This window comes from Stenotrophomonas maltophilia group sp. P373 (genome assembly GCF_053295075.1).
Map to the genome: position 1 here is coordinate 1,643,302 of NZ_CM129994.1, position 17,894 is coordinate 1,661,195.

Sequence of the window (17,894 nt, forward strand, 5' to 3'; positions counted from 1 at the left end):
CATGGAGACTTACAAAAATGTTGATCCTGACTCGCCGCGTCGGCGAAACCCTGATGATCGGAGACTCGGTGAGCGTCACCGTGCTTGGCGTCAAGGGTAACCAGGTGCGTATCGGCATCACCGCGCCGAAGGACGTCGCTGTGCATCGCGAAGAGATCTATCAGCGCATCCAGCGTGGTGATGAAGCCGGTGGCACCGGTAGCGAAAATTCTGCCGAATAACGCTTTACCTTCGCACTCGATTAACGTTATGATTCACGCCCCGCTGAGGTGCAACGCACCAGACGCGGAGAAAACCCCGGAGTGATGCCCGAGTGGCCGAAGGGGCTCCCCTGCTAAGGGAGTATAGGGTCAAAAGCTCTATCGAGGGTTCGAATCCCTCTCACTCCGCCAGATACAAAGAAGCGCCTGCAGATCATCGATCTGCAGGCGTTTTTCTTTGCACGGATGCAGGGTCCCGGCGTGCCATCCAGCGATCATTGATCGCTGGATGGTGGCCGAATCAGGCTCTCCTCAGAGCTTTAGCGTCACACCCACCTGGAAGCCCCGCCCCGGCAGTGGCGCGATGTATTTCAGTGGCGAGTTGTGTGGACGCGCTTCCTCATTGAGCAGGTTGCTGCCGTTGACGAACACTTCCATGCCGGCGATGTAGCTGCTGCGCACCGGCAGTTCGCGGCTGACCTGCAGGTCAACCAGGTTGAACGCATCCAGCGGGATCTCCTCGCTGACGTTGCGGCCGAGGTACTCCTGCGTGTCGTAGTAGGTGCTCGACAGCTGCGCCTTCCAGCCTTCGCGCTGCCATTGCAGGTTGGCGCCGTAGCGGTTGGTCGGCATGTTCGGCAGGTACTCGCCATCGTTGTGGGCGCGCAGCGGATCGGGGTGGTCGGCCTTGTTCTTCACCAGATCGGCGAAGGCAGAGATGTTCAACGTGCCATAGCGGCCCAGGTCAAGTGCCTGCAATGCGTCGATCTCGAAACCCTTCACCGTGGTGTCGGTCTGCTTCCAGTACTTGAGCGGCAGACGGTTGGCGGTCTGCAGGCCGGAATGGCCGAGGTAGAGATAGTTCTCGTACTTCATCCGGTAAGCAGTGGCCGACAGTTCGAAGCCGCCGATGTGGAACAGGCCGGTCAGCTCCAGGTTCTTCGCGCGCTCCGGCTTGAGGTTCTGGTTGCCTTCTTCCTGGGTCATCACCGAATAGTGTGCGTTGCTGGCATACAGCTCGTTGATCTCCGGTGCGCGCTGCGAGGATGCGTAGCGCACCTTGGCGGCGAACAGAGGACCGAGCTCGACACGGGAGCCCACGCTGTAGCTGTTGAGCCGGTAGGAACGGTCCTGCAGCTTGGTATTGGCGGCGTTGCGTGCGGTCCTGAAGCGGCTGGGCTGCAGCTCGTGGTCGATGCGCTCGTGGCGCACACCTGCATCGAAGGTGGCCCAGCCGACGTCCAGTGCCTCTTTCAGGAACACCGCGTTGCTGCGGGTGTCGACGTCGGGCAGGTAGCGCAGTGAACCGCTGCCGGTGACCTGGCGCGACTGGTGGCTGAAGCCGAGCAGGCCGCTGAGCGGACCGACGCGCTGATGGCTCAGAAGCAGCTCGGCCTGGGAGCTTTCGAAGTCGTAGTCATTGGCCTTGGATGCACCGAGGCGCTCGCCCGACGTGTTGTCCAGCCTGGAAACTCGCAGCTCCGCGCGCTCGAACCACGGCAGCGGATCGCGCAGCAGGGCTTCCAGCGCGTAGCGTTCCTGCTTGATCACCACGCCCACCGGCAGGCCATCGGCATCGTTGGAACCGAACGACAGATTCTGCATCGAGAAGCCCGGCACGCCGTACTCGCTGTCTTTGGCATCGATGCTGACACCCGCGTAGCCACGGTCGAAAAACAGCGTCGACCCGAAGGCCACCTGCGAGTTGCGTGCGTAGCTGTTGCCCAGCCGGTGATGGTAGTCGGGCGTGACATCGTTGTTGATCTGCTTCTGCACGTACGACGGCGTGCCGGGCACGTAGGCCGGGTTGGCCGGATTGATGTAGGTGCGGCGCTGCCAGACCGAGGTCGGATGGTTGGTGTAGAACGAGAAGTCGCCATCGGCCCAGTCCGGATTTTCGCTCATGAACTGGTCGATGTAGGGCTGCGAGGCCTTGTTGTAGATCTGCTGGACGCGCGCCTCTTTCTGGCAGCTGTCGGCCAGCGCCGAGTTGACGCCGCCGGTCGGCGGGAACAGGCGGGTGTTGCAGACGGCGGCCTTGCTGTTGCCCGGGATGTCGTAGTGCGAGATGCGCTGACGCGAGACCTGCAGGTTGGTCGAGAGGTTGCGCTGGTTGTTGAAGTTCATGCGGAAGCCCTGCGCGTCGGCGGCATTGAAGCCCTTGCGCAGGATCAGTTCCATCGACTGCTCCTTGTCTCCCATGCGGCGCGGGATCAGGCCCGAATCGATCTCCACGCTGCCGCCGATCGCATTGCCGCCATAGCGCACGGCGTCCGAGGACTTGTTGACGGTGACGCTGCGCACGAACAGTGGATCGAACGGAATGTTGATGTCGCCGCTGATCGCGTTCATGCCGAGGATGGACTGGCCATCCTGCAGGATCTGCACGCGGTTGCCGCTGAGGCTGCGGATGACCGGGGCGCCCGCGTTCGGCCCGAAGGCGCTGTTCTGCACGCCGGAGACATGTTCGAGCACGCTTCCGAGGGTACGGTTCTGCGCCTGTGGATTATCGACGGTGACCCGGCTGTCGATGCGCGAGAGCGGGGAGGCCTGTACCTGGAGGGTGGGAAGGGTAGGCGCGTCCGCAGCGTGGGCGGTGTGGACGGCGAACAGGATGGCGGCAGCAAGCAGGTGGCAACGCATGGCAGGACTCGTGACATAGAAGTGAAATGTTATAACGTAACTATTTGTATCGACAAGGACGTGATGAGGCCTTGCCGCCAGACCTGAATCGCGGGAGGCGCGAACGAGGTTGCCGCGCGTTCAGCGCCCTGCCTTGTGCGGGGCCCCGATGCTGTGCACGATCCGAAGCGCTGCGCCCCACAACGCGTCACGCAGCACCTTCTTCACTGGAACGGAGCAACGTATGAAGCTGTTGTCCGCTGTGTTGTTGTGTGCGTGTTCGCTGCCGGCCGGGTCGGCGCTGGCCGTGGAAGCGTCCCCGTCGCCGCTGCTGGGGCGCTGGTCGCTGGACACCGCGACCTCGGCACTACCCGAGGCGCAGCGTCCGAAGCAGGTGGTGCTGGAGTTCAAGGACGCCGGCGGTGGCCGCTGGAGCTCACACGTGGATATCGTCCTGCACGACGGCAAGACCATGAAGTCCGACGGCACGTTGGCGCTGGATGGCACGCCGGGTGCCTTGTCCGGCACCTACGGCGCGGACAAGGCAAACCTGAAACTGCCGGCCCCGAATACGCTGGTGATGCAGTTGGTGGATCACGGGACGCCCGCCTCCACCCGCATCTACACCGTGGCGGATGACCGGGCGACGATGACCGAGACCAAGGCGTTCTACGGCCACGACGGCACGCCGATCCTGCAGACCAATCTGTTCAAGCGCATGCCGTAGCGATGCTGCGTTCACCAGGCTCGCACAACGGGCGTGGTGAACGCAGCCGCCTTACACCGCGGCCGGATCGTGCTTGCCAGTGTCGATGCCGTACTTGTCGACGGTGTCCTGCATCCAGCACGCAGCACCATCACCATCGCGTTCCAGCGGATCATCGCGTTCAGGCGGCGCTCGATGGCCAGGTCACCGGGATAGGGCGGCTGGCGTTCGGGCGGGATGGTATTGACGTAGGCCGTCCATGCGCGGGTATGCAGGTCGCCGTGCTGTTGCGCGTCCAGATCGCTCAGCCGGTCGATCAGGTAGTGCGCGCGTGGCCGGCCACCGGCCTGCATCACCGCCTCCAGCGATTCACACCACTCCCGCGTTTCCAGCGGGTCGGTATCGAAGGGGATCAGGGCTTGGTTCATGACTGTCTCCAGAGGGCGCCGTTTGGACGTCTGCCTGAGCGACAACACCATCAGGGCGCACAGCACTGGAGCGGGGTCGCAACGGCAATGCCGTGACGCGAAGGGCGACCGTGGCGGCCACCGAGAAGACAAGCGTAGGCCTGGCCCCGCGGCTTCGATAGGCGGGCCCGGCTTGGGTCTCTGGCAAGCAAGGGTTGGTGCCGGGCGCCGCATCATGCGCGGATGCACTGCGTACCACCGCAGATCAGGCCGGGTACAGTCCAGGCAGGAACATCGGGATGACCGCCACGCCGACGCACAGCAGGCACCAGGCGACGATGGGCAGCCAGCGCGCCAGACGCTGGGCCGGTTCTGGTACGCGACCGCCGCCGATCCACAGCAGCAGCGTGAGCACGCCCAGTGCATAGGCGAGGGCGACGATCACCGGATGCACATGGATGACCCGGCTGGGCGGCCACATCTGCTGCTGGTAGGCGGTGGTGTGGGCGACCAGCAGCAGGAACAGCAGGCTGCTGAAGGTGTGGATGGCGGTGCGTGCGTTCATTGCTGGGCACTCCTTGTGCCGGCTGCCGGGACATTGCAGGGGCGGCATTCTAGCGGCTGCCTGCCGGTCGTTGAAACGCCACTGTCATCGATGGCGGTCACCCTGCTGGGCTTTCCAGCCTCGGGGTGGTTGGCCGGCCGTGAACAGCGTGAGGATCTGGGAGAAGAGCTACGAACTGCGGCGCCGGCTGCTGCGTGGCTTCTTCCTGCGTCGCGGTTCGGCCAGCGAAGATGCCGAAGACCTGGCGCAGGAGGTCTATCTGCGGCTGCTGCGCAGCACCGGCGAGGATGCCGACGCGGTCGAGAACCCGGAAGCCTACCTGTTCACCGTGGCGGCCAACCTGGCGCGCGAGCACGCCCGCGTGCGGTCGTCGCTGCCGCCGCTGGAAGACATCGATCTGCTGGCCGAAGTGCTGAAAAGCGAAGAAGACATCGAGCGCGAATTCGAGCGTGCGCAGCGCTGGAACGATATCCGCAGCACCATCGCGCGGTTGCCGGCGACCACGCGCCGGGTGATGGAGCTGCACTACCGCGACGGGCTGGATTGCCCGGGAATCAGCCAGCAGCTGCAGGTGTCGGTGCACATGGTGCGCAAGCATATCGGCAAGGGGCTTGACGCCTGCAGGAAGGCGCTGGGCGCCAGGGAGCTCACATGAATCGGTATCCATCACGCAGGCCTGACGACGAGGTCGCACGTGAGGCGGCGCACTGGTTCCTGTGCAATCGCGAGGGGGTGCTGGACAAGGCCGGGCGTGTCGCGTTCCTGGACTGGATGAAGCGCTCGCCCGAGCATGTTCGCGCCTACATGCGCGCGCTCGCGTTGCACCGGCAGGTGGGCGAGGCGCTGCAATCGCCGTTGGCTGATGAGGCGCTGGTGCCACCGCGGCAGGTCGCCGCCAAGGTGGTGCCGCTGTTCGGTCGTGCGCACGCGCCGCCCCGCGCCGTGCTGCGTCGCGGTCGCGTGCGCTGGTGGATGGTCTCTGCCGCGGCCTGTGTTGCCCTGATCGGCGTGGGCCTGGTTCCGCAGGTGATGCCCACCCAGCAGCTCTACAGTGCCGGGCATGGTGAACTCCGCGACCTGGTGCTGCCCGACCAGACCCAGGTGCGGCTCAACGCGGACAGCCGACTGCGGGTACGCATGGGCTGGTTCAGCCGAAAGGTGGAGCTGCTGCAGGGGGAGGCCACGTTCGACATCGCCCGCGACCGTCGTCCGTTCGAGGTGGAAGTGAACGGCCTGGAGATCCGGGATATCGGCACGGTGTTCGATGTATCGCGACGGCTGCAGAGCACACGCATCGGCGTCGTCTCCGGCGAGGTCGAGGTCTGGAGCCAGGGCGCGGGTGCCCACCGCCTGGCCCAGCTGGAGCAGGGCCGGGTGGTGCAGGTCGATGCGCGAAGCCATGCCGTCGAGTCAGTGGACATGCCGCTGTCGATGCTGCTGGACTGGCAACAGCGCAAAGTGTCCTTCCTCGATGAGCGGCTCGATGAGGTGGCAGCTGCCTTCAACCGGCACAACCAGGTGCAGGTGCGCGTGCTGGACGAAGGCGCGGCATCGGCACGGTTGTCCGGCAGCCTCGATGCGCATCGCATCGGTGCGCTGCAGGCCTTCCTCGAACGCGACCCACGCTTCGTGGTGAGGCGCGAAGGCGACACAGTGCGGGTCGGCAGTCGCTGAGGCCCGCGCGGTGGTGGGCTGTCAGAAAAAATTCATCGAATCCGCGTTCTCCACTTCGGTGGATGCGGGCTCTTACTTGGAAGAAGCCGCTGCCGAGCCACGCAGCGGCGCCTGCTGCCTTCTCTCTTCCAAGGACCCGTGATGCGCAACACGCTCTACCTGTCGATCATCCTCGCCCTGTCTCCCTGCAGCGTGCCAATGGCGGCCGCGGCCGCTGCCGATGGCCTTGAAGCCCGCGTGTCGGCGCCGATCGCGGCGCAACCGCTGGCCCGTGCACTTGAGCAGTTGTCGCGCAGTTCCGGCGTGCAGTTCCTGTACTCGGGTAGCGGTGAAGCGCACATGGCCGGGGCTGTGCCACGTGGCGCCACCGTCAAGCAGGCGTTGGACGCACTGCTGGCGGGTACCGGCCTGGGCTACACCGTGGTGGATGGCAATGTCATCGCCATCGATCCGGCACCCGCACGCAACGCGCCGAAGCCAGCCGCGCCGATGCCGCGCGAGGCCGGAGCGATGGTGGCGCCGACCCTGGACACGGTGAAGGTGATTGCCGCGCACGAGGTGATCGACCAGAAGAAGTCGTCGCCGGTGATCAAGGATTCGGTGGTCTACGACGAGATGGACAGCTACGGCGACGAGACCCTGGCCGAGAGCCTGATGGCCGCTCCAGGCCTGAGTGCGGTGGAGGATGCTGGTGAGCCACGTTACGTGACGGTACGCGGCGTGCAGGCCAACCTCAACTACACCACCATCGATGGCATCGCGATTGCCAGCGTGGGTGGCAGTGGCTCCGGGGAGCGCATGAACAACCTGCAGCTGATTCCCAGCGACATCGGCACCCGTACCGACATCTACAAGAGCTTCAGCGCGGAGCAGGCACCGGATGCGATCGGCGGTGTGATCGACATCATCAGCCGCAGTGCCTTCGACCGGTCGGGCAGGTACGTGTTTGCCGACGTGGCAGGCATCTATTCCACAGCCGAGACCAACGTCGAGCGCAGCGCTGGCGGCAACCACGAGACCCTGGGCCATTTCGGCAAGAGCGCCAAGATGGTGCTCTCCAACCAGTTCGGCGCCGACCAGGAGTTCGGCATCGTTGCGGTGGCACGCTATGAACAGCGTTCACGCAACAGCGTCAAGCGCTGGGTGGAGTCGAACTACTACTACAACGACGCTGGAAAATACCTCACCGACGGCACCACGGGTCCGGACGAGGTCAAGGGCTGGAACGGCCTGCGTGCGCCTGGCAACTTCAGCACCGGCACCTATACCAACTTCATCACCAACTTCGGTGGCTCCGCCAAGCTTGAGTGGAAGCCCTCGGATGATCCGTTCTACGCATCGCTGTTGCTGTACTCGTACCGGTTCTACGAGAACTCGACGATGAACAAGACGGATCTGTATGGAAACGCCAAGTTTCCGATCCGCAACCAGACCGAGGACAGCGGCACCACGCAGATCAACAGCATCTACATCAAGAACCGCCACGACCGCTGGGACCGCAGCAACCGTGGCGCCATCGCCAGCTTCAACTGGGACGTCGGCGACCGTTCGCGCCTGACCCTGCGCGGTGGCCACACCGAAGAGACCTTCCACAACAACCAGGTCTACTGGGGTGTGCGCGCCTATCCAAGCAATCTGTTCGTCGACTACGAGAATGACAGTCACGGGTTCCCAAACGCGGTAGCGGTTTCTGATTCCAGCCTGTTGACCAGCTGCGCGTTCAAACTCAATCCGGCGCAGGCCTATGTCTCCCCGCGCGATGCCAAGGAGAGCATCGACAACCTGCGCGCGGACTTCAGCTACAACATCGACGCCGATGCGCGTGGCTTCGGCCTGGCCACCGGTGCCGAGTACCGCCACCTGAAGATCTGGCAGGACATCGACTTCGACTACTTCAGGAGCAGTGCCACGCTCAACGATTACCTGTATCCGGGTTCGACGCTGCTGGGCAGCGTGCCGGGCTTCCCGCTGATCGACAACCGCAAGTGGAACGAGGAACTGCTGCCGAAGCTGGGCAACAACAATGCGGCGTATCCGAATGCCAACTTCACCAGCGACTACAAGTACGTGGAGGACATCACCAATGCCTATGTGTCCGCTCACTACGCCTGGGACCGGCTGCTGCTGATCGGCGGCCTGCGTTACGACCACACCCGCTTCGATGCCTACAGCCCGTTCAGCGATGATGGCGGCAGTACGTATACCTCCGCCTTCCGCAACACGAGCGGTGGCTACAACAACCTGCTGCCTTCGTTGAATGCGACGTTCAAGCTGAGCGAGGACCAGCGCCTGCGCTTCTCCGCCAGCCGTACGCTGGGCCGGCCGACGCCGAGCAACATCGCCCAGGCCACCAGCACCAGCTGTGGCGATGACGAGGAGGGCAGGGGCTTCTGCACCATCAAGCAGGGCAATGCCAACCTGCAGCCGCGCCGTTCCACCAACATCGACCTGGCGTGGGACCTGTATTTCAACGGCAACAATGGCCTGGTCTCGGTGGCGCTGTTCGACAAGGTGATCAAGGACGATATCTACACCCTGACCACGTTCGAGAACGTGGGGGACACCCGCTACCGGGTCACCCAGCCGATGAACACCGACGAGTCGAAGCTGCGTGGCGTTGAGTTCGCGGTGGCCAATCGCAATCTGCAGTGGGGCCGCCAGCGCTTCGACATGTACTTCAACGCGACGCGTCTGGAAGGCCAGACCAACTACCGCATCACCGATGGCACCGAGCGGCGCCTGGACCGCCTGCTGTACCAGCCGGACTGGTCGCTCAATGGGTCGGTGATCTGGCGCATGCCGTGGAAGAGCTCGCAACTGCGCCTGTCCGGAACCTACCGCAGCCGGATGCTGGTCGACTTCGGTGACACCGAATGGCTGGATTCGTACTACGACCCATACATGACGTTCAACATGGCTTTCAGCCACAAGGTCGGCAAGCACGTAACGCTGAAGTACGAGGCCAAGAACCTGTTCAACACGCAGCCAACCTACAGCACCGGTCCGAACGGGCGTTTCCGAACCGAGATCGACGACTACGGCCGCTTCTTCTATTTCCACATCATCTACAACTGAGGGGTCATCCGTGGAGACGATCAATCGCAGGCGATTCCTGGCCTTGGCCGGCCTGTCGGCCGCAGGGGCCTGGATGGGCACGGCGCGCGCACTGGCCGCGCAGACCGACGCCACTGCACTGAACCCACGCAACCTGCTGGCGTCGCCACGCTTTGCCAGCACGCCCTTCACCCTGGGCGTGGCCTCGGGTGATCCCTCGGCCGATGGCATGGTGCTGTGGACACGGCTGGCGACCGAGCCACTGGTGTTCGGTGGTGGCATGCCGGCCCGGCCGATGGTGGTCGAGTGGCAGCTGGCAGCAGACGAAGGCATGCGCAGGGTGGTACGCCAGGGCTCGGCAATGGCCCATCCCGAACTGGGCCATGCCGTCCACGTGGAGCTGGAAGGGTTGGCACCGGGCCGACCGTACTGGTATCGCTTCACCGTAGGCGGCCACGCCAGCGCAGTGGGTTGTACGCGCACGCTGCCGGCAGCCACGGCGGCGGTGGATCGCGTGCGCTTTGCGGTGGCAGGTTGCCAGCACTACGAAGAAGGCCACTACACCGCGTGGCGGCGCATCGCCGAGGAACCGCTCGACTTCGTCTTCCACTACGGCGATTACATCTACGAAGGCGAAAGCCAGCCGGGCCTGCGGAAGATGAACGGCCAGCCGTTCACCAACCTGCGCAACCACGTCGGCCCGCAGATCTATACGCTGGATGATTACCGCCGCCGCTACGCCCAGTACAAGAGCGATGCCGACCTGCAGGCCGCTCATGCATCGGCTCCCTGGTTCGTCACCTTCGATGACCACGAAGTGGACAACAACTGGGCCGGCGCCGAAGACCAGGACGATACGCCCAGCGAAGTGTTCCTGCTGCGGCGCGCGCAGGCGTTCCAGGCCTACTACGAGAACATGCCGCTGCGCCGTTCGGCGTTCCCGCGCGACGGCCACATGCAGATGTACCGGCGCGCACGCTACGGCACGCTGATGGACCTGCACCTGCTCGACACCCGCCAGTACCGCAGCAAGCAGGTGAACATGACGCTGCGCGAGGAGGTGGAATCGCCGGAGCGCAGCATTGTGGGGGCGAAGCAGGAGCGCTGGCTGTTCGATGGCCTGTCCGATGCCGCGCCGCGCTGGCATACCATCGCCCACCAAGTGGCGCTGGGCAACTACATGCGCGAGAAGGACGGGGTAGTGCAGTCGTCCGATGACCAGTGGTCGGGCTACCTGGACAGCCGCCGGCGCCTGCTCGAGCACATCCAGAAGGTGGGCTTCGGCAACGTGGTGACCGCCTGCGGCGACGCGCATCGCCACTATGCCAGCGATCTGGTGCAGGACCACCGTGACTCGGGCGTGATCTCCAGCGAGTTCCTCGCCACGTCGATCACCTCTGGCGCCGATGGTCAGGGTGTGGATGCGTATGCCAGAAACCAATTAGCGCACAGCCCCTATCTGAGGGCGACCACCGACAAGCGTGGCTACGTGCTGTGTGATGTCACCCGCGATGCGTGGATCGGCGACATGAAGACGCTGGATACCGTGATGCAGCCGAATGGCGTGCTGCAGAGCTGGAAACGCTATGCGGTGGAGCACGGCCGGCCGGGGCTGCAGGAGGCCTGAATCTGCCGATCTGCCGCGTAGAGCCGAGCCCATGCTCGGCTGCTTTGTCGGGGCAATGCGACCAGGGCGAGAAGCAGCCGAGCGTGGGCTCGGCTCTACAGAGGGCTCCTCAATCGTGCTCGAACCGCAAGGGCTCGCTGCCCATTGCCGGGTCACTGGTGCCGGGGCGCCCATCCTCGGCGCGGCCGGCCAGTCGCAGTGCACTGTCGCCCGCACCGATGCGCAGGTCGTACCACCCTGCGGTGGGCGCCGCGTCCCATGCCACCGTGGCCTCAGCATGCGCCGGCAGCGCCAGCGCCTGCTCAGGCATGTGCCCGGCATAGGCACCGGCCTGCACCCGCACATTCTGCGCGCTGTTGTGCAGATTGCGCAGGTGCAGCCGCAGCTGGCCGTCCGCGCGCTCGATTGAAGCCTGCACGGCAGGCGCCTTGAACGCACCTTGGAAGTGGCGGTGGAAGCCGTTCGGACCAAGCAGCCAAAGGTCATAGCGGCCCTGGGCGTCCAACGGCCAGCGCTCGCGCAGCGGCGTACCTGGCAGCAGCGTGTAGCGGCGTGGTACCGCATCCAGCCGCAGCCGATCGTAGACATGCAGCACTGCCGGCGCGCCTTCGCAGGACAGCGTCAGATCCACACCCAAGGCATCGACTGCGGCAATCGATGCCTGCGGTCGATAGGGTAGGGCGCGCGCGGGACGTACACCGCTTTCCTGTTTCGCTGGCTTCAGCCCCTCCGGCAGCGTGGGCACGGTGCGCCCCGGCAAGGCAGCTGCGCGTGCGGCAACCGCACTCACGTCGGGCAGGCCACGGACGAACGGGCGGGTATCGCGCTGGGCAAAGTCGAACGCATTGCTGAGGTCGCCGCAGACCGCACGGCGCCACGGCGAGATGTCCGGCGCGGCCACGCCAAAGCGGCGCTCGATCAGCCGTATGACCGAGGTGTGGTCGTACACCTGCGAATCGACCCAACCACCGCGACTCCACGGTGAGATCACGTACAGCGGCACGCGCGGTCCCAGACCGTACGGGCGCCCGCGCAGTTCGGCGAGATCGTACTTCTCGTCACCCGGGGCCGGGTGCCGGTGGTACTCGCCTTCGGTGCTGACCGAGGACACACCCGCCCAGCCACGGTCCACCGGCGAAGGCGGGGCAGGTGGCGGCATGTGGTCGAAGAAGCCATCGTTCTCGTCGAACATCAGCAGCAGGGCGGTGCGGCTCCACACGTCCGGATCGGCGGTCAGCGCATCCAGCACGCGTGCGGTATAGGCCGCGCCCTGTGCCGGGCTGGACGGGCCGGGATGTTCGCTGCCGGCCGCGTCGGCGATGATGAAGCTGACCTGCGGCAGGCGCCCGTCAATGACGTCCTGGCGCAGCTGCGTCAGGCCCCGCGTGCTGACCCCGCGCGCGCGCAGCTGCGGGTCATGCCCTGGCGCCGCGCGGTGGGCCTGACGGAAGGCCTCGAAACCCGCCAGCGGGTTGTCGGTGAAGTTGTCGGCCATGTCCTGGTAGATCTGCCAGGACACGCCGCCCCTCTGCAGGCGCTCGACATAGCTGGTCCAGCGGTACGACGCCGGGTACCCGCCCTGTTCGGGAAAGTTGTCGTGCGAATTGGCGATCACCGGGCCGCCGGCACGCGCATGCCCATCGTTGTGGCCGGTCCACAGGAACACCCGGTTCGGGTTGGTGCCGGCCTGCATTGCGCAGTGGTAGGCATCGCAGATCGTGAAGGCATCGGCCAGGGCGAACTGGAACGGCAGGTCGCTGCGCTGGAAGTAGCCCATCGAGTGGTTCTGCTTGGCCTTCGGCCATTGCCCCATGCGCCCGTGGTCCCACGCCCGATGGGCATCGGGCCAGGTATGCGGCGTGCCTTCCACGCGCATGTAGCCGAAGTGCGCGGCGGTATCCAGCGGGAACGGCGCGATCGCGCGCTCGCCGCTGGCATCGGGCTGCAGCCACAGGCTGCGGACGCGGCCACCTGCTTGCAGCGCGGCGGCCGGGGCGACGAACCGATCACCGAAGCCACGTACGCCCGGCAGCGTGCCGAAGTAGTGGTCGAACGAACGGTTCTCCTGCATGAACACCACGATGTGCTGCAGGTCTTCCAGGCTGCGCGTCTGCGCGGCGGGGGCGATCGCGGCGGCCCGGGCGATGCTGGGCAGCAGTGGAGAGAGGCCGGCGGCAACGCCGGCCTGCAACAACCGGCGTCGGCCGATATCGGTCACAGGCTCACTCACAGGTCCACGCGGAAAGAGATGCCGACGGTGCGCGGAGCGCCGATGAAGGCGTTGTCGCGCCCGTCCACCCCTGCAAGATACCGTTTATTGGTGAGGTTGCTCACCACCAGGTTGGCGCCCATGCCCTTCAGGCGCGGCGACAGGCCCTGCAGGTCGAAGCCGATGTTGGCGTTGAGCACGGTCGCCGACGGCAGCTTGTTGACGTTGGCGGCGTCGAGATAGCGCGTGCCCAGGTAACGGCCGGACAGGCCGAAGTTCCAGTTCTCACCCTGCCAGTCCGCCGACAGGACGAGGGTCTGTTCGGGCTGGCCGATCACCTTGGCGCCATCGACGATGCCCAGCTGGGTATCGCGCGCGGCATCGCCGCTGCCGAGGTACCTGGAGCGGTTGTAGGTATAGGCGGCGTTGAGGCGCCAGCCGTTGTCCCAGCCGTAGCCGAACGCGGCTTCCAGCCCGTTGCTCTCCACGCCGCCGAAGTTCTCGTAGACGCCGTCGGTCTCGCCGAGATAGTCGATGCCGCTGACGAAACCTGCCGGCAGGTAGACGATGCGATTGTCGAACTTGATGTTGTACAGGGTCACCGAGGCGGTCAGCGGCCAGCGGCTGATGCGCATGCCCACTTCAATGTTGTCGGCGGTCTCCGGCTCGACGTTGCGGAAGTGCTGCGGGTCGGTCTCGCCGAGCACGCCGGAAGGAATCGCGGCGAAGTTCTGCGAGAAGCCGGCGAACAGCTCCATGCCTTCCACGCCCGGTGCCCAGGTCAAGCCGGTGGACAGCAGCGGGTCGGACCTGGAATCGGATTTGACGTGTTCGCTGGCACCGATCACGCGGCGGCGCGACTGGTCGACGAAGAACTGCTTCACGCCCAGGCGTGCGCTGAACGGCCCGAATCGCGCCACGTCCTCGATGTAGTACATCTGCTCGTCAACCTTGTACTTGTCCTCGAACTGTACCCAGTACGGCTGGTGGTCGAAGGCGATGTCCTGGCCGACGTTGAGCAGGCGATGCCAGTCGCGGCGCGCCGAACGGTCCAGCTTCTCCACCCACAGGCCGCCGCGGATCGTGTTGTCGACCGTGCCGAAGGTCTGCCGCCACTCGACGTCGGCGGTCACGCCCATGCGGTCGTTGTCGTAGTGCGTGTGGCGATACGACTGCGCGCCCAGCACGTTGCCGGCGTAGCAGTTCGGATCGTATTCGGCGGTGAAGCCCAGCCGCGGCGTGCAGTTGGCCAGGCGCTGCGCGGCGCTGCCGTCGGGATTGACGAAGAAGATCTGGCCACGGTTGCTGCCGCCGTACACGGTTTTTCCACCGATGTACTCCGACTCGGGGCGGCCCGCACCGTCATCGCTGACCTGCGCCAGATAGGGAGGCAGCCAGTCGCCACGACCTTGCATGCGGTGCCCGTAGGCGGCCACCGAGGCCTTGAAGCCGTTGCCACCGTCGAAGGCCGCGCGCAGGTAGTCGAAGGTGTTCTCGCGCAACGCACGCGAGCCGGAACGGTAGTTCTGGTCCAGGTAGGGAATGCCGGTGAGGATACCGACCAGGTTGTCGCGATCCGGATTGGTCGCAAAGCCCTTCGGTGAGACGCTGGTGTATTCCGGCTCGTCGGCATCGTTGTAGGACAGGTAGCCGGTCAGGGTCCAGCGATCCAGTTCGGTGATGAACTTGCCGGCGATGTGGTCGTTGCTGGTCTTGCCGCTGCCATCGATCCAGTCATGCACGCGCGCCGACGAGGCACTGACCCAGGCGCGGGTGTGGCCGCCGAGCAGGCCGGTGTCGTAGCGCACGTAGTACTTGCGCGCATCGTTGTCACCGGCGCCGACCACGAAGCGCAGGCGGCTGTCCTGCAGCGGGTCGCTGGTAAGGAAGTTGAGCGTGCCGCCCAGGGCCTCGTTCGAGCGCGAGGAGATATCGGCAGTGCCCTGGCTGACTTCCACTGTTTCCAGGTCGAGGGCGTCGATGTAGCGGTTGGCCAGCGAGCCGCCGCCGTAACCCGAACCGCCGTTGGGGAGGCCGTCGATGGTAGTGCCGATCTGCTGTGTGTCGCGGTTGGTGACAAAGCCACGCATGCTGATCTGCGTGCCCCACACCGATGAGCCGGTGGCATCGGCTTCGCTGACCACCACGCCGGGCACCTCGTTGAGTGCATCGTTGACGCTGCTCATCACGGTCTGCCGGTTCAGCGTTTCCGCGCGCACCGATGTCTTGGCGTAGCTGGTGGCCTGCCCGATCACCTGCACCTGATCGAGGGTGCGGGCATCGCTGCTGCGCGCTTCGGCCGCCTCGCCCTGCGGTGCTTCGGCCAGGGCGTCCAGTGCGGGGGCGATCAGCAGGGCCAGCAGCGAGACACGGGGAAAACGCGCAATCGTTCGCATCGAAACCGGACCTTCAGCAGAGGGAAGCCCCGGAGTGTCGGCAGCGCCAATGACATCGGCATGACGCGAAGATGCAGGAACCGTGTTGTGTGACGGCCCGCAGCTGCTGCCTGCATCAGTACCGCGCGTCCTTGGGTTTCGGGTCGCGCGGCCAGTCCTTGCTCTTGTTGGCGAAGTCCGGCCGCGGCTGGTTGATGAAGTAGCTGGCGATGTCCACCGCATCCTGGTCGGGCATCACCTGCTGCCCCAGTGGGGGCTCGCGGGTCACCGCCGGCGGCATGTTGTGCTTGACGAAGCCGGCGGCCTTGTACAGGCGCGCCATGCCGGCGCCGATGTTGAAACTGTGGTCGCCCCACAGCGGCGGGAAGGCGATGTCACCGCTGGCGTCGCGCCGTCCTCCGCCGTTGTCGCCATGGCACGCGGCGCACTGCACGGCGTACAGTGCCTGGCCACGGATCGGGTCCGGGGCCAGCGTGCTGTCGATGGGCCCCTCACTGGGGGCGGACACCTTTGCACCCTCTGGCACAGGACTGCTCAACCACGCCATGTAATCGAGCATCGCGCGCATCTGCGGCGAGTCCTTCGGCAGAGGCTTGCCGTTCATCGAACGCTGCAGGCATCCGTTGATGCGCTCGGTCAGCCCGATCACCTTGCCCGGGCGCGGCATGTAACGCGGATAGGCGCCGCCGCCGGTGTTGAAGTAGTGATTGCCGAAAGGCCGCTTGCCTTCGGCCATGTGGCACGAATTGCAGTTCAGATCGTTGCCGACATTGTCCGGCAGCAGCCGTGCAGTCTCGTTGAGGAGGCGGCGGCCGAGCATCACCGATTCGGCATTGCCGAGACCGGCGATCTCCTCGGCACTCGGCGCATGGTAGTGGCCGACCACTTTGCCCTGCGCATCGAGGATATCGATCGTGCTGGCGACGGCGGCATCCAGGTCCGGGTACAGATGACGGTAGGCCAGGGTACCGGCGCCGGTCAGCACCATGAGGGTGATCGCACTGCCGATCAGCAGGCGGGGACGCGTGCGCGAACGCTTCATTGTGCGGCCTCCTGCGGAACGTAGTGCACCGGCTTGTCGCGCACCACCCGACGCATGCGCGCCACGTCGACCTCGCTCACTGCGCTGGCCTGATTGCCCCAGCTGCTGCGGATGAAGGTCAGGATCTGTGCCAGCTGCGCGTTCGGCAGCTGCTCGAAGCCTGGCATGCTGAAGGCCATGCGGTCGTGCCGGGTATGTGGTGTGCGGCCGCCGATCAGGGTCACCTGCACCAGCGAGCTGGGGTCATCGGCGAACACGATCGAGTTGCCCGCCAGCGCCGGATAGACGCGGGCCATGCCGCGGCCGTCGGCGCGGTGGCAGGCCTGGCAGTGCTCGGCATAGGCCAGCGAACCGGCCACACGATAGTCGCCGCTGCGCAGTGCGGCGGTGGTGGTGTCAGTACCGGGCGACCACTGTGCGCTGCGTCCTTCGCGGGCGGGCAGCTGCTTCAGGTAGCGGGCCATCGCCAGCAGGTCCGCGTCGGACAGGTACTGCGTGCTGTGCTCGACCACGTCGGCCATGCCACCGAAGGCCGCCGATCGATCGGTGCGCCCGGTGCGCAGGAAGTCCACGATCTCACCCTCGCGCCAGCTGGCCAGACCGGTCGATTCGCTGCGCAGGTTCTTCGCGTACCAGCCTTCCAGCACCGAACCGGACAGGAACTGGCGGCTGCCATCATCGGCCATCGCCTTTTCCTGGAACGCCAGCCCGCGTGGCGTGTGGCAGGCACCGCAATGCGCCAGGCCTTCCACCAGTTCGGCACCACGCTGCTGGCCGGCGTCCAGCGACGGATCCGGGCTGAAGCTGCGTGGGCGTGCGAACAGCAGTTGCCACCATGCCAGAGGCCAGCGCATGTTGGCGGGCCATGGAATCGTGCTGTCGGCGTTGTCCTGCTTCACCGGCTGCACCGAGCCCATGAAATAGGCGTACAGCGCCTTGATCTCGGCGTCGCGGGCAATCACGTACGAGGCGTACGGCATTGCCGGATACAACGGCTGGCCATCGTGACGGATGCCGCGACGTACCGCGCGTTCAAAGTCGGCGTAGTCGTAGGCGCCGATGCCGGTTTCCGGATCGGGGGTGATGTTGGTCGAGTAGATCGTCCCCATCGGCGTCTGCATGCCGAGGCCACCGGCGAACGGCTTGCCGCCCGGCGCGGTGTGGCAGGCCGCACAGTCGGCGGCGCGCGACAGGTACTGCCCCTGTGCGATCAGCGCCGGGTCGTGGATGTCGACCTGCGCGGCCTGCCGAGGTGCGAACCAGTAGGGCGTGCTGCGGGCGATGCCATAGGCGGCGGCCAGCGTGGCGGCCAGGGCAATGGCGAGCTTGAACGAGGTGCGCATGGGGGCACTGTGGGCAAGCATGCCGGCGTATTCATTGATCCGGATCAAT

General features: G+C 65.5%; 12 protein-coding genes, 1 tRNA gene and 1 pseudogene. 7 read left to right on the forward strand and 7 right to left on the reverse strand.

Features of this window, described 5'->3' with window-relative positions; genetic code table 11:
* The first annotated feature begins 17 nt into the window (after positions 1-17).
* Together csrA and ACSYHF_RS07635 are read left to right on the forward strand one after the other, a co-directional pair.
* A complete protein-coding gene (gene csrA, locus ACSYHF_RS07630) occupies positions 18-221 on the forward strand; it encodes a carbon storage regulator CsrA (RefSeq protein ID WP_004152909.1) in 204 nt (67 codons plus the stop codon).
* A 78-nt stretch (positions 222-299) separates the two neighbouring features.
* Positions 300-392 (forward strand) — tRNA-Ser (locus ACSYHF_RS07635).
* A gap of 120 nt (positions 393-512) precedes the next feature.
* Here ACSYHF_RS07635 and ACSYHF_RS07640 read toward each other — a convergent pair.
* Positions 513-2,843 carry a TonB-dependent receptor gene (locus tag ACSYHF_RS07640; protein WP_134955199.1) on the reverse strand — a complete coding sequence of 777 codons (2,331 nt, stop codon included), beginning with the start codon at positions 2,841-2,843 and terminating at the stop codon, positions 513-515.
* Positions 2,844-3,066: 223 nt separating this feature from the next.
* Between ACSYHF_RS07640 and ACSYHF_RS07645 the strand changes: the two genes are divergently transcribed.
* Positions 3,067-3,549, forward strand: coding sequence for a hypothetical protein (locus ACSYHF_RS07645; RefSeq protein ID WP_005416092.1), 483 nt, complete (start codon positions 3,067-3,069; stop codon positions 3,547-3,549).
* Between the two features lie 113 nt (positions 3,550-3,662).
* Here the strand turns inward: ACSYHF_RS07645 and aceE are convergent.
* Positions 3,663-3,956, reverse strand: a pseudogene (gene aceE, locus ACSYHF_RS07650) (pyruvate dehydrogenase (acetyl-transferring), homodimeric type); the annotation flags it as partial.
* A gap of 244 nt (positions 3,957-4,200) precedes the next feature.
* Entirely contained in the window at positions 4,201-4,500 is a 300-nt protein-coding gene (locus tag ACSYHF_RS07655; RefSeq protein ID WP_065179451.1) for a hypothetical protein, read from the reverse strand.
* Between the two features lie 139 nt (positions 4,501-4,639).
* Here ACSYHF_RS07655 and ACSYHF_RS07660 point away from each other — a divergent pair, with 139 nt between their 5' ends.
* The 4 genes from ACSYHF_RS07660 (at position 4,640) to ACSYHF_RS07675 (ending at position 10,855) form a co-directional block, all read left to right on the forward strand.
* Positions 4,640-5,155, forward strand: a complete 516-nt coding sequence (locus ACSYHF_RS07660; protein WP_005416095.1) for an RNA polymerase sigma factor — start codon at positions 4,640-4,642, stop codon at positions 5,153-5,155.
* Positions 5,152-6,174 (forward strand): FecR family protein, encoded by a 1,023-nt coding sequence (locus ACSYHF_RS07665; protein WP_111128167.1) that lies wholly within the window; start codon positions 5,152-5,154, stop codon positions 6,172-6,174. The genes ACSYHF_RS07660 and ACSYHF_RS07665 overlap by 4 nt, the downstream gene beginning before the upstream one ends.
* A gap of 141 nt (positions 6,175-6,315) precedes the next feature.
* A complete protein-coding gene (locus ACSYHF_RS07670) occupies positions 6,316-9,249 on the forward strand; it encodes a TonB-dependent receptor (RefSeq protein WP_447576213.1) in 2,934 nt (977 codons plus the stop codon).
* A gap of 10 nt (positions 9,250-9,259) precedes the next feature.
* On the forward strand, positions 9,260-10,855 hold the full coding sequence (locus ACSYHF_RS07675) for an alkaline phosphatase D family protein (protein ID WP_134955197.1): 1,596 nt from the start codon (positions 9,260-9,262) through the stop codon (positions 10,853-10,855).
* Between the two features lie 109 nt (positions 10,856-10,964).
* Here the strand turns inward: ACSYHF_RS07675 and ACSYHF_RS07680 are convergent, their stop codons facing one another.
* The 4 genes from ACSYHF_RS07680 to ACSYHF_RS07695 form a co-directional block, all read right to left on the reverse strand.
* Entirely contained in the window at positions 10,965-13,073 is a 2,109-nt protein-coding gene (locus ACSYHF_RS07680) for a phosphocholine-specific phospholipase C (RefSeq protein ID WP_134955203.1), read from the reverse strand.
* An 8-nt stretch (positions 13,074-13,081) separates the two neighbouring features.
* The gene (locus tag ACSYHF_RS07685; RefSeq protein WP_447576214.1) at positions 13,082-15,460 is read right to left on the reverse strand and encodes a TonB-dependent receptor; all 2,379 of its coding nucleotides are present in this window, start codon (positions 15,458-15,460) and stop codon (positions 13,082-13,084) included.
* 115 nt (positions 15,461-15,575) lie between these two features.
* Positions 15,576-16,502 (reverse strand): c-type cytochrome, encoded by a 927-nt coding sequence (locus ACSYHF_RS07690; RefSeq protein ID WP_065179458.1) that lies wholly within the window; start codon positions 16,500-16,502, stop codon positions 15,576-15,578.
* Positions 16,499-17,845 (reverse strand): c-type cytochrome, encoded by a 1,347-nt coding sequence (locus ACSYHF_RS07695; protein WP_262219744.1) that lies wholly within the window; start codon positions 17,843-17,845, stop codon positions 16,499-16,501. The genes ACSYHF_RS07690 and ACSYHF_RS07695 overlap by 4 nt, the downstream gene beginning before the upstream one ends.
* Positions 17,846-17,894: the final 49 nt, after the last annotated feature.

Excerpts from the sequence above, each read along its gene's own strand:
- ACSYHF_RS07655 (WP_065179451.1), bottom strand. The coding sequence starts at position 4,500 with ATGAACGCACGCACCGCCATCCACACCTTCAGCAGCCTGCTGTTCCTG.
- ACSYHF_RS07665 (WP_111128167.1), top strand. The coding sequence starts at position 5,152 with ATGAATCGGTATCCATCACGCAGGCCTGACGACGAGGTCGCACGTGAG.
- ACSYHF_RS07695 (WP_262219744.1), bottom strand. The coding sequence starts at position 17,845 with ATGCGCACCTCGTTCAAGCTCGCCATTGCCCTGGCCGCCACGCTGGCC.
- csrA (WP_004152909.1), top strand. The coding sequence starts at position 18 with ATGTTGATCCTGACTCGCCGCGTCGGCGAAACCCTGATGATCGGAGAC.
- ACSYHF_RS07670 (WP_447576213.1), top strand. The coding sequence starts at position 6,316 with ATGCGCAACACGCTCTACCTGTCGATCATCCTCGCCCTGTCTCCCTGC.
- ACSYHF_RS07685 (WP_447576214.1), bottom strand. The coding sequence starts at position 15,460 with ATGCGAACGATTGCGCGTTTTCCCCGTGTCTCGCTGCTGGCCCTGCTG.
- ACSYHF_RS07640 (WP_134955199.1), bottom strand. The coding sequence starts at position 2,843 with ATGCGTTGCCACCTGCTTGCTGCCGCCATCCTGTTCGCCGTCCACACC.
- ACSYHF_RS07690 (WP_065179458.1), bottom strand. The coding sequence starts at position 16,502 with ATGAAGCGTTCGCGCACGCGTCCCCGCCTGCTGATCGGCAGTGCGATC.
- ACSYHF_RS07645 (WP_005416092.1), top strand. The coding sequence starts at position 3,067 with ATGAAGCTGTTGTCCGCTGTGTTGTTGTGTGCGTGTTCGCTGCCGGCC.